11 protein-coding genes are annotated in these 12300 nt (G+C 36.3%); 10 read left to right on the top strand and 1 reads right to left on the bottom strand.

Going from position 1 to position 12300, the window contains the following annotated elements; all coding sequences use genetic code 11:
• The first annotated feature begins 166 nt into the window (after positions 1-166).
• The 8 genes from dnaN (at position 167) to rpsR (ending at position 9034) form a co-directional block, all read left to right on the top strand.
• The gene (gene dnaN / locus LACPOB_RS0104805; RefSeq protein WP_017867699.1) at positions 167-1306 is read left to right on the top strand and encodes a DNA polymerase III subunit beta; all 1140 of its coding nucleotides are present in this window, start codon (positions 167-169) and stop codon (positions 1304-1306) included.
• Positions 1307-1519: 213 nt separating this feature from the next.
• Positions 1520-1738 (top strand): S4 domain-containing protein YaaA, encoded by a 219-nt coding sequence (gene yaaA, locus LACPOB_RS0104800; protein WP_017867698.1) that lies wholly within the window; start codon positions 1520-1522, stop codon positions 1736-1738.
• Positions 1739-1740: 2 nt separating this feature from the next.
• Positions 1741-2913, top strand: coding sequence for a DNA replication/repair protein RecF (gene recF / locus LACPOB_RS0104795; RefSeq protein ID WP_017867697.1), 1173 nt, complete (start codon positions 1741-1743; stop codon positions 2911-2913).
• Positions 2914-3041: 128 nt separating this feature from the next.
• Positions 3042-5000, top strand: coding sequence for a DNA topoisomerase (ATP-hydrolyzing) subunit B (gene gyrB / locus LACPOB_RS0104790; protein WP_017867696.1), 1959 nt, complete (start codon positions 3042-3044; stop codon positions 4998-5000).
• A gap of 51 nt (positions 5001-5051) precedes the next feature.
• Positions 5052-7619, top strand: a complete 2568-nt coding sequence (gene gyrA, locus LACPOB_RS0104785) for a DNA gyrase subunit A (protein WP_017867695.1) — start codon at positions 5052-5054, stop codon at positions 7617-7619.
• A gap of 286 nt (positions 7620-7905) precedes the next feature.
• Positions 7906-8196: a 30S ribosomal protein S6 gene (rpsF, locus tag LACPOB_RS0104780; RefSeq protein ID WP_017867694.1), complete on the top strand. Its 291-nt coding sequence runs from the start codon at positions 7906-7908 to the stop codon at positions 8194-8196.
• 30 nt (positions 8197-8226) lie between these two features.
• Positions 8227-8775, top strand: a complete 549-nt coding sequence (gene ssb / locus LACPOB_RS0104775; RefSeq protein WP_017867693.1) for a single-stranded DNA-binding protein — start codon at positions 8227-8229, stop codon at positions 8773-8775.
• 22 nt (positions 8776-8797) lie between these two features.
• Positions 8798-9034: a 30S ribosomal protein S18 gene (gene rpsR, locus LACPOB_RS0104770; protein ID WP_017867692.1), complete on the top strand. Its 237-nt coding sequence runs from the start codon at positions 8798-8800 to the stop codon at positions 9032-9034.
• 122 nt (positions 9035-9156) lie between these two features.
• Here rpsR and LACPOB_RS0104765 read toward each other — a convergent pair whose 3' ends face one another.
• Positions 9157-9858, bottom strand: a complete 702-nt coding sequence (locus LACPOB_RS0104765) for a GntR family transcriptional regulator (RefSeq protein ID WP_017867691.1) — start codon at positions 9856-9858, stop codon at positions 9157-9159.
• A 184-nt stretch (positions 9859-10042) separates the two neighbouring features.
• Here LACPOB_RS0104765 and LACPOB_RS0104760 point away from each other — a divergent pair, with 184 nt between their 5' ends.
• Entirely contained in the window at positions 10043-11806 is a 1764-nt protein-coding gene (locus tag LACPOB_RS0104760) for a glycoside hydrolase family 35 protein (RefSeq protein WP_017867690.1), read from the top strand.
• A 14-nt stretch (positions 11807-11820) separates the two neighbouring features.
• Positions 11821-12300 (top strand): PTS sugar transporter subunit IIB, encoded by a 480-nt coding sequence (locus tag LACPOB_RS0104755; RefSeq protein WP_017867689.1) that lies wholly within the window; start codon positions 11821-11823, stop codon positions 12298-12300.

Raw genomic sequence — 12300 nt, 5'->3', positions numbered from 1 at the left:
ATGTGGATACATGTGGACAACAAAGAATGTTTATCCACATGTTATTAACAACCATTTTTGCGTTTTTGCTTGTTTTTCAATGTTTATCAACATAATTAACAGGATCTACTACTACGACTATTTTTATTATTAATTAATAATATAAAAAACAGGAGGACATCACTTTATGAAATTTAGTATCCGCAGAAACTCATTTATCACTGCTTTAAATGATGCACAAAGAGCGATCTCATCTAAAACCGCAATTGATGTTTTAACAGGTATCAAAATAACATTATCAGCTAGTAAATTAACTTTAACTGGCAGTGATGCAGACATCTCAATTGAAACTGTGATCTCTCAAGAAGATGAAAAAGCAGCCTTACAGATCGATGAACCTGGTAGTATTGTATTACCAGCACGGTTCTTTAACGAAATTGTAAAAAAATTACCAGAAGATATGATGACGATCACCATTGATGAACGTTTTCAAGCAACAATTACTTCTGGTCAAGCGGAATTCACTATTAACGGTTTAGATTCAGAAACTTATCCTCATTTACCTGAAATTGAAGCAGATAGTAAATTAACGATTGCTGCTGATATTTTGAAACAAATCATTACGCAAACAGTTATCGCAGTGTCTAACCAAGAAAGTCGTCCAATTTTAACCGGGATCCATTTAGCTTATAGTAACGGAGAATTACTAGCTGTTGCGACAGATTCACACCGCTTAAGTCAACGGAAAATTACTTTAACTGATGCGGGAACACAAGATTACGATATTATTGTTCCTGGTAAATCATTGAGTGAACTTGCAAAGATGTTAGGTGATTCAACTGAAAATGTAGAAATTAGGATCGCTGAGAACCAAATTTTATTTACATTTGCAAATACATCTTTTTATTCGCGCTTATTAGAAGGAAACTACCCAGATACAGACCGTTTGATCCCACAAAATTCTGAAACAACAGTAGAATTTAATGCTGTTGATCTATTACACTCGATCGAACGTGCATCATTGTTATCACATGAAGGACGTAATAACGTAGTTAAATTATCACTAAAAACTGGCGCACAAAAAGCAGTGATCTATGGTAACTCGCCTGAAATAGGAAATGTCGAAGAAGATTTATCCTTTAAGAAGTTAGAAGGTAATGATCTAGAAATTTCATTTAATCCAGATTATATGAAAGATGCTTTATCTTCATTTGGACAAACAGATATTACAATGTCATTAACGTTGCCGTTACGACCATTTACTTTAGTTCCAACAGAAGATGGTGCTAATTTTGTTCAATTGATTACTCCAGTCAGAACATTCTAAAACTTAACAGTTAGGTAAAAAGAGGCTCTTTAAACGAAAGGGCTCTTTTTTTGCCTAAAAAAAGTTTCTAAGGGCTTTTAGCGGTTTAAGTAGTAGATGTATCCAACGATAGTTAAAATTGCTTAGAATGCTCATATAAGCCGAATAAAATTGTTTTACGTTGAAAAAAAGGGTATAATTAACAAGTATTCTAAAGAAAGTGAGGGTCGTTTTTTGAAACAAGACATATCTTTAAAAACACCTTACATAACCCTCGGGCAACTGCTAAAAATTGCTGATTTAATTCAAACTGGCGGACAAGCAAAATGGTTCTTGGCAGAAAACGATGTTTATGTAAACGGGGCACTTGAGTCAAGGCGCGGGAAAAAAATTTATCCTGACGATGTGATTAAAGTTAATGACAGAATGATCAAGCTTAAAGCTGGAAAATAACTATGTTTTTAAAAAAGTTACACCTTAAAAATTTTCGTAATTATGAAGATACATCGTTGGAGTTTTCTCCAGGGATCAATGTTTTATTGGGGCAAAATGCACAAGGTAAGACTAATTTGTTGGAATCGATCTATGTTTTAGCAACTGCGCGTAGTCATCGGACAGCTAATGATCATGAACTGATCCGTTTTGGAAATAATGATGCTGATATAATGGGGTTTGTACATCGTCGTGCTGATGATTTACCTTTGGAACTTGAGTTAGGTAAAAGAGGAAAAAAAGCTCGGGTCAATCATTTAGAACAAGCAAAACTTTCACAATATATTGGACAGTTAAATGTAATTTTGTTTGCACCAGAAGATTTATCTTTAGTTAAGGGCAGTCCAAATGGACGTCGTCGTTTTATCGATATGGAATTTGGCCAGATCGCACCACGTTATCTACATGATTTAACTTCTTATCGTGGTGTTTTAAAGCAACGTAATCGCTATTTAAAATTGTTAAGCGCACGTAAAACTAATGATCGAGTTTATTTAGATGTACTTTCTGAACAGTTGGCGTCTTTTGGCGGTAGTATTATTGCTCAACGGCAAAAATTTTTAGACGATTTGGAAAAGTACGCGCAAGAATTACATTTATCGATAACTCAAAGACAAGAAAAATTATCCTTTGAGTATGATTCGAAATTAAAAAACATTGCTGGTTATTCTGAGCAGGAATTACAACAGTTAATGTATCAGCAGTTACAAGAACAATATGAGAAAGAAATTTTTCAAGGGACAACTTTAATTGGTCCACATCGAGATGATATTAAGTTCTTGATCAATGATAAGAATGTTCAGACTTATGGTTCACAAGGTCAACAAAGGACAACTGCCTTATCAGTCAAACTAGCGGAAATCGATGTGATGAAGGAACAAACGGGCGAATACCCATTATTATTGCTGGATGATGTTTTGTCTGAATTAGATGGTCAACGACAAACGCACTTATTGAAGACGATTCAAAATAAAGTTCAAACATTTTTGACCGCTCCAGCAATGAATGATGTTGCGCGAAATTTGATCAAAGAACCAAAAATTTTTACGATTAAGAATGGTAATGTAGCTGAAACAACAGCCAAAGGTGAATTGCTTTTAAAAACGATCACTTTTTATCCGCATGGATATAAATAACATAATTAGATTTAAATTAAATCATGCTAAAGGCAACAAGATAAATTAATATATATCAGCCTGTATTTTGGATATGGCTGTGGTTTTTGGTCGAAAGCATGATTTTATTTGGTTAAGGAGGATATCAATTGACTGATGAAGAAAGAGAAGTAGAAGCCAAAGAGAAAATAGCTAATGAATACGATGCTAGTCAGATTCAAGTTTTGGAAGGACTAGAAGCTGTTCGTAAACGTCCTGGAATGTATATTGGCTCAACTAGTACACAAGGTTTACATCATTTGGTTTGGGAAATTATTGATAATGGTATTGATGAGGCATTAGCTGGCTTTTGTGATGAAATCAACGTGACTGTTGAAAAAGATAATAGTATAACCATCAGTGATAATGGTCGTGGTATCCCTATTGATATCCAAAAGAAAACAGGTCGTCCAGCTGTAGAAACGGTTTACACGATCTTACATGCCGGTGGTAAATTCGGTGGTGGCGGATATAAGGTTTCTGGTGGATTACATGGTGTCGGTGCTTCAGTAGTTAACGCGCTTTCTTCTGAATTAGAAGTGCAAGTGGTGCGTTCAGGAGATACAAATGTATATTCGATGGACTTTGCTTTTGGTAAAGTTAAGACACAATTACATGTAACTGGGCAAACAAGTGAACACACACATGGTACGACGGTTCACTTTAAGCCAGATACAGATATTTTCAATGAAACTCATGATTACGACATTAAAGTTTTAACCACTCGTATCCGTGAACTGGCCTTCTTGAATAAAGGGTTAAAGTTAACGATCGCTGATCAACGTCCAGAAACACCAACATTTGAAGAATTTCATTATGCTGGTGGTATCAAACACTATGTTGAGTTTTTAAATAAGGGTAAGGAAGTTATTTTTCCTGAACCAGTTTACGTTGAAGGTGAAATGAAGGGTATTACAGTTGAAGTTTCACTTCAATATACGGATGATTTTCATTCTAACTTGTTAACTTTTACTAATAATATCCACACTTATGAAGGTGGTACTCACGAAGCAGGTTTTAAAACTGCTTTAACACGAGTAATCAATGATTACGCTCGCAAGCAAGGCATTTTAAAAGATAGTGATGATAATCTTTCAGGTGAAGATGTTCGTGAAGGACTTACAGCGGTTGTTTCCGTTAAACATCCAGATCCACAGTTTGAAGGTCAGACGAAGACTAAATTGGGAAATTCAGATGCTAGAACTGTTACAGATAAGCTTTTTAGTGAAACTTTCTCGCAATTTATGTTTGAAAACCCAACTACCGCTAAACAAATCGTTGAAAAAGGTAGTCTTGCTGCTAAGGCGCGAGTGGCTGCTAAACGCGCACGTGAAGTAACACGTAAAAAGAATGGTTTGGAAATTTCTAATCTGCCAGGTAAACTAGCTGACAATACAAGTAAAGATCCTGAGATCTCAGAATTATTTATTGTCGAGGGTGATTCTGCTGGAGGTTCTGCTAAGCAGGGACGGTCACGCTTGACTCAAGCAATTTTGCCGATTCGTGGTAAGATCTTAAATGTTGAAAAAGCAAGTTTGGACCGCATTTTAGCTAACGAAGAGATCCGTTCGCTATTTACTGCTCTAGGGACTGGTTTCGGTGAAGAGTTTGATGTTAGCAAAGCTAACTATCATAAATTAATCATCATGACTGATGCGGATGTTGATGGTGCGCATATTAGGACCTTGCTGTTGACTCTGTTTTATCGCTTTATGAAGCCAATGATCGATGCTGGTTATGTTTATATTGCACAGCCGCCATTGTATCAAGTGCGTCAAGGTAAAATGATTAGATATATTGATTCTGATGAAGAGTTGCAAGAAGTCTTATCACAATTACCACCTTCACCAAAACCAGCTATCCAACGGTATAAAGGTTTAGGTGAAATGGACGCTGAGCAACTATGGGAAACTACTATGAATCCAGAAAATCGTAGGATGATGCGTGTTTCTTCAACAGATGCAAAAGAAGCTGACCAGGTTTTTGAAATGCTAATGGGAGACCATGTTGGTCCAAGACGTCAGTTTATTGAAGAAAATGCCACATATGTTGAAAATCTAGATGCGTAATATTTCCCGGGAAATAATTTATAACTGGGGATAAAATAGGAGGTTTGAAAGTTGGTAGATATACCAGACCGAGTTAAAAATGTCGATTTATCTAAGGTGATGCGAACATCTTTCCTTGATTATGCGATGAGTGTTATTGTTGCACGTGCTTTGCCAGATGTACGGGACGGGTTAAAGCCAGTTCACCGCCGGATATTATACGGAATGAACGAACTGGGTGTAACTCCAGAAAAGCCATATAAAAAATCAGCTAGAATTGTCGGTGAAGTTATGGGTAAATTCCACCCACACGGTGATTCAGCTATTTATGAATCAATGGTACGGATGGCACAGGACTTTAGTTATCGTTATATGTTAGTTGATGGACACGGAAATTTTGGTTCTGTTGATGGTGATGGTGCGGCTGCTATGCGTTACACTGAAGCAAGAATGTCGAAAATCACACTAGAAATGTTACGTGATATCAATAAAGATACGATTGACTTTGAACCCAACTATGATGGAACAGAAAGAGAGCCAAAAGTTTTACCAGCACGTTTCCCTAACTTGCTAGTTAATGGAGCAACCGGGATCGCAGTTGGTATGACTACAAATATCCCGCCACATAATTTGGCAGAAGTCATTTCTGCTTTGCATATTCTGATGGATGATCCGGATGCAACTGTTGCTGATTTGATGGAAGCTATCCCTGGACCTGATTTTCCAACTGGTGGGATCGTAATGGGGAAATCTGGGATCCGTAAGGCTTATGAAACTGGACATGGGCATATTGTATTAAGAGCAAAGGTCGATATCAATGAATTAAAAAATGGTCGTGAACAAATCATTGTTAACGAACTGCCATATATGGTCAACAAAGCTCGCTTGATCGAACGGATCGCTGAATTAACACGCGAACATAAAATTGAGGGTATCACTGATATCAAAGATGAATCTGACCGTGAAGGTATGCGGATCACGATCGATATTAGGCGCGATGTTAGTGCTTCAGTTGTGTTAAATAACTTATATAAATTAACGTTGATGCAATCTTCATTTGGGTTTAACATGTTAGCTATTGTTGATGGCACTCCAAAATTACTTAGCTTGAAGCAGATGTTGCAGCATTATTTGAAACATCAAGAAGAAGTTATTCGTCGCCGGACGGAGTTTGACTTAAAAAAAGCTAAGGCACGTGCTCATATTCTTGAAGGCTTAAGGATCGCTTTAGATCATATTCAAGCAATCATTGATATTATTCGGAGTTCACAAAGTGGTGATATTGCTAAAGACCGTTTAATGAATGAATATCAATTGAGTGATAAACAAGCTCAAGCTATTTTGGACATGCGTTTGGTCAGATTAACTGGCTTGGAACGTGATAAAGTCGAAAATGATTACAAGAAAACCATGGATGCAATTGCAGACTACGAAGATATTTTGGCTCATAAAGAGCGGATCAACCAAATTATTTACGAGGAATTGTTACAGATCCAAGAAAAATTTGGTGATGAACGCCGGACTGAATTACTTGTGGGCGATGTGACAAGTATCGAAGACGAAGATTTGATCGAAGAAGAATCAGTTATTGTGACATTGACGCATAATGGTTACATTAAACGTATGCCAACTAGTGAATTTAAGTCTCAAAATCGTGGTGGTCGTGGAGTACAAGGAATGGGAGTTCATGAAGGAGACTTTATTGAACAGTTGATCTCTACTTCAACTCATGATGAGCTTTTGTTCTTTACTAATACTGGTAAAGTTTATAGTTCTAAAGGGTATCAGATACCTGAATACGGTCGTTCTGCTAAAGGAATACCAGTGATCAATATGTTAAATATTGCCCCTGAAGAAAAAATAGCCACAGTGATCACTGTTCCTAAGAAGGATAAAGAAAATGCTGAAACAGATGATAAGTTCCTATTCTTTACCACTAAAAATGGTGTAGTAAAACGGACGGCTGTTTCAGAATTCTTAAATATTCGTAAGAATGGATTGAAAGCTATAACTTTACGTGAAGGTGACGAATTGATCGGTGTTGCTCAAACTGACGGTGATCAAAATATGATCATTGGTACTCACGGTGGGTATGCCGTTTCATTTTCTGAGCAAAATGTCCGTTCAATGGGACGTTCTGCTGCTGGAGTGCGTGGCATTCGTTTAGATGAAAATGATTATGTAATTGGCGCTGACATTTTGGGACCAAACAGCAATGTCTTCGTTATTTCTGAACAGGGTTATGGCAAACAAACTCCAGCCAGCGAATATGCAATTCGTGGCCGTGGGGGTAAAGGTGTTAAGACTGTGAATGTAACAGCTAAAAACGGTCCTCTAGTTGGTTTAACAACTGTTTTCGGTGATGAAGACATCATGGTCATCACTAATAAGGGTGTCTTGATCAGATTTGATGTTGCTAATGTATCAACTACTGGTCGTTCAACATTAGGTGTTCATTTGATAAATTTAGAAGAAGGTTCGTTTGTTTCAACGATGGCTAAAGTTGCTCCTGAAGAAGTTGAAGACGAAGAAAAACCAGGATCAGAAAGTGAAAACACGGTTCAAATTAACGGTGATGAACAAAGTGAAGTAGAAGCTTCAAATGATGAAGATAATGAAAATAAGGACGATTTGGACTAAAAGTTAAATTAGCAAACACGAATTGCATTTTTTTGCGTATATATATTATGTAGCGTGGATCAATGAACAATGTAATAAATATTCAGGTTAAAACATGCTAATACTAAAGTTTTGACTTAAGAAGTTGTTGTTAGTTTTTAACTTTGTTTGTTTTGAGCAGTTATTGCAAATGCAATATAAACGTGATATAATTCTAATTCGTGAGTATCTAAGCATTTTAGATTGCTCTCCTTGTCCTCTATGTTAGGATAGGGGGCCAAAAGTCCATAAGGAGGTGTAAACAGTCATGACAAATTATGAAATTACCTACATTATCAGCCCAGCTATCGATGAAGTTGCCAAGAATGATTTGGTAGAACGTTTCGATAACGTTTTGAAGAACAATGGTGCTGAAGTTGTAGATTCAAAAGACTGGTCTAAGCGTCGTTTTGCTTACGAAATTGGTGGGTTTACAGAAGGTATCTACCACGTTGTAAACGCCAAGACAGACAATGCCGACGCTATTAATGAATTTGATCGTCTTGCTAAATTCAATGACGGAATTTTACGTCATATGATCGTTAAACGTGAAGCTTAATTTTTTTGAAATCAGAAGGGGGAACGAATTTTGATCAATAGAGCCGTATTAGTCGGACGACTGACCCGTGATCCTGATTTGCGCTACACATCTTCCGGAGCCGCTGTTGCATCTTTCACGGTTGCTGTCGATCGTCCATTTACAAATCGTTCAGGCGAACGAGAGGCCGATTTTATCAATTGTGTTATTTGGAGAAAAGCAGCTGAAAACTTTGCTAATTTTACGCATAAGGGTTCTATGATCGGTATCGATGGACGCATTCAAACTCGTTCATACGAAAACCAGCAGGGAAATCGTGTGTTTGTGACAGAAGTTGTAGTTGATAACTTTGCATTACTTGAGTCTAAGGCTCAATCAGAGCAATATCGTCAACAACATCCAAATTCTCAGGGTAATTCTGCTCCTTCTTCACAGTATTCATCACAGCAGAATAATAATCCGTATGGCAATCCTAACAACAATAATCAGGGTGGATTCCAGAATCAGAATAATAATAATTCTAATTTTGATGACACTCGTGATCCGTTCGCAGATAACGGCCAGCAGATTGATATTTCTGATGATGATTTACCATTCTAGTAACTAGAGGAGGGAAACCAACATGGCACAACAACGTAGAGGCGGACGTCGCCGTCGTAAAGTTGATTTTATCGCAGCCAATCATATCGAATATATTGACTATAAAGATACAGATTTGTTGAGAAGATTTGTTTCTGAACGTGGTAAGATCTTGCCACGTCGTGTTACAGGTACAAGTGCAAAGAACCAACGTAAGTTGACGATTGCCGTAAAACGTGCCCGTATCATGGGCTTGTTACCATTCGTAACAGAAGACTAAAATTAAAACGAGCGAATATGTTATTAGATGTTTAAACATAGGTTAATTTATCCGCTCTATATTATGGATTTTATTGATCCACCAAAAGACTCCAAGAAGTTAAATCTTCTTGGAGTCTTTTTTTAATCATTTACAATTTCGATTTGGTAGTAATCCCAGCGTTTATAGGTCACGATATATTCCGCAACAGTCTTTTTTAATGATAACCAAGTTTTCTTTTCTTGAAAAACAGTAGGTTGTTTATCCTGTAATTGAAGGATATTTGCGACTTTAGTATCCGTCGGAAAACAAATTTTGTTGATTTCTTTTGAAGGCATTTCGTTAAGATTAATATCAAAATCGCTACGAAAACGTGAATAAATAGAACTGTAATAATCTGGATCTTCAGGGTGTTTAATGAATCGTGCAGGGATATATGAATGGTGATAGATGTAAGGCACACCATCGGCTGTCCTGATACGGACAATTTTATAATAATATTCACTTGTGGATAAGTTTAATTCTTTTAAAATTTGTGGATTATTTTCTTTAGCCAGTGAAATAACTTTTACATGATCTTCATCAGACGAAAAAATTTCTTTATCAGTGAAACGGACAAGTTTATTAACACGTTTACGGGAAACGTAAGTCCCTTTACCTTGATAGCGGACTAAAAAACCCTCTTTAACTAATTCTTTGATTGCACGTATCACAGTGATCGAGCTAGCGTCGTATATTTTGACAAGTTCAGCTTCGCTATAAAATTTGTCACCACTTGTGTATGTTCCATTAAGTATTTGATTTTTTAGATCATCTTTGATTGTTAGATATTTCGGTGTTTTCAAATTGTGCAACTCTTTTCTTTATGCGTGATTATAGTAAGTTTAACCTATTCGATAAATTAAGGGAAATAGTAATTTACACAGATCAATTATATTTATCTAATTCGATTCATGGTAACGTTTACAATTATATACTTATTATGTTAATATACTAAGTGAGAAAATAAAAGAAGAAAGGATGAATAATATGAAAAAATTTGTGGTTGGGAAACATGATTTTTATTTTAATGATAGTAAATTTAAAATTCTATCTGGCGCAATTCATTACTTTCGAATTCATCCCAGTGACTGGCGACAATCATTGCACAATTTAAAAGCATTAGGATTTAATACGGTAGAAACTTACGTACCTTGGAATGTTCATGAAGAACGAGAAGGTCAGTTTGATTTTTCAGAAGGGGCTGACTTGAATAAATTTATTGAATTAGCTCAAAACGAAGGTTTGTATGTCATTGTTCGTCCTTCACCATATATTTGTGCTGAATGGGAATTTGGCGGCCTGCCAGCCTGGCTTTTAGAAAAGAATTGTGATATTCGTTCTGACGATCCTAATTTTTTAAAGTTCGTTGCAAACTACTATCAAAAATTATTTGAAATTTTAGCACCACTACAAATCACGCATGATGGCCCGATTATAATGATGCAAGTTGAAAATGAGTATGGTTCATATGGCGAAGATGCAAATTACTTACGTAGTATTCGTAACTTAATGCTTAAAAATGGTGTAGATGTGCCTTTGTTTACATCCGATGGTGCGTGGCATGCAACGCTTGCGGCTGGTAACTTGATGGAGGAAGGAATTTTAGAAACAGGTAATTTCGGTTCAAAAGCTAATGATAATTTTTCAAATATTTTAAGTTTTCAAAACGAGAAGAAAATAACTCAACCATTAATGAATATGGAATTTTGGGATGGCTGGTTTGACCGTTGGGGAGAACCGATCCATGTTCGAGACCAAGATGAAATGGTCGCGGCTTTAAAAGAAGTAATTGAACATGGAAGCGTTAATATGTATATGTTTCATGGTGGAACAAATTTCGGCTTTATGAATGGTTGTTCAGCACGTAAAAACCATGATCTTCCCCAAATTACGTCTTATGATTATGGTGCCCCTTTGAATGAACAAGGTAATCCAACATCAGGTTATTTTAAAATCCAAAAAATGATACATGAACGATTTCCGAAAATTCAACAAGAAAAACCATGGACCAAAGAGAGTATGGAATTAAGCAAAATAAAATTACAAGACAAGGTTAGTTTATTTGAAGTTTTAGATGAGATCAGTGAGCGGACAGTTTCAAAATATCCGCAAACAATGGAAAAAGTTGGTCAGTATTATGGTTATTTACTATACAGAACTAAAACAGAGCGGGATGCGATCAATGAAAAATATCGGATCATCGATGGACGTGATCGTGCACAATTTTTCTTAAATAGGAAATTACAAATGACTCAATATCAAGAAGAAATCGGTAATGATATCTTTGTTACTCAAGAACAGTCAGAAAATGAAATCGCTATCTTAATGGAAAATATGGGACGTGTTAATTATGGTCATAAATTATTAGCCGATACACAGCGAAAAGGAATCCGCTCTGGTGTTATGAGTGACTTACACTACATCATAAATTGGGAACAGTATGCACTAGATTTTTCCCGCGTAGACCGACTTGACTTTTCTCGCAAATGGGAAGCAGGTGTTCCTGCATTTTACCGTTTTTTATTTGATTTAGATAAAATTCTGGATACAAATATTGATTTAAGACACTTTGGGAAAGGGGTTGTAGTTGTTAATGGTTTCAATTTAGGACGTTTTTGGCAAAAAGGACCGATTCATTCTTTGTACTTACCACATGGGATTTTACGTGCAAAAAATAATGAAGTCATAGTTTTCGAAACAGAAGGTAAATTTAGTGATGAAATTAGTCTGGTAAAAGAGCCGATCAAGTAGGAGGGATCATTGTTATGAGTATTATTGGGACTAGAGTGGACGGACGTTTGATACATGGACAAGTTGCAAATTTATGGGTCACAAAATTACAAATTTCACGCATTATGGTGATCGATGATGAAGTAGCTGACAATAAGATTGAAAAAAGTGGGTTAAAGTTAGCTACCCCATCGGGAGTCCGTCTTAGTGTTTTGCCAGTAAAGAAAGCGACAAATAATATTTTGGCCGGTAAGTACGATAGCCAACGTTTATTGATCATTGTTAAAGAACCTAAATATTTAGTTGATTTAGTGAATGCTGGTGTGTCCTTAGATGATGTCAATGTTGGAACATTGGCACGCGATAATGCGTCTAAGACTGTGACTCACCAGATTTCAGTAACACAAGATGATATTGATGATTTTAAAGAATTAAATCAAAAGGGTGTGCATTTATTCGCGCAGCTTAACCCAAGTGTAAAAGCAGAAGATTTTATGAAATTATTGCAAGCTTAA

The sequence above is a fragment of the Ligilactobacillus pobuzihii E100301 = KCTC 13174 genome (assembly GCF_000349725.1).
GTDB classification, from domain to species: domain Bacteria; phylum Bacillota; class Bacilli; order Lactobacillales; family Lactobacillaceae; genus Ligilactobacillus; species Ligilactobacillus pobuzihii.
This window is presented reverse-complemented; position numbering and strand designations above follow the sequence as displayed.

Coding starts and splice junctions, on each gene's coding strand:
- rpsF (WP_017867694.1), top strand. CDS start 7,906: ATGACAAATTATGAAATTACCTACATTATCAGCCCAGCTATCGATGAA.
- dnaN (WP_017867699.1), top strand. CDS start 167: ATGAAATTTAGTATCCGCAGAAACTCATTTATCACTGCTTTAAATGAT.
- rpsR (WP_017867692.1), top strand. CDS start 8,798: ATGGCACAACAACGTAGAGGCGGACGTCGCCGTCGTAAAGTTGATTTT.
- LACPOB_RS0104755 (WP_017867689.1), top strand. CDS start 11,821: ATGAGTATTATTGGGACTAGAGTGGACGGACGTTTGATACATGGACAA.
- recF (WP_017867697.1), top strand. CDS start 1,741: ATGTTTTTAAAAAAGTTACACCTTAAAAATTTTCGTAATTATGAAGAT.
- LACPOB_RS0104760 (WP_017867690.1), top strand. CDS start 10,043: ATGAAAAAATTTGTGGTTGGGAAACATGATTTTTATTTTAATGATAGT.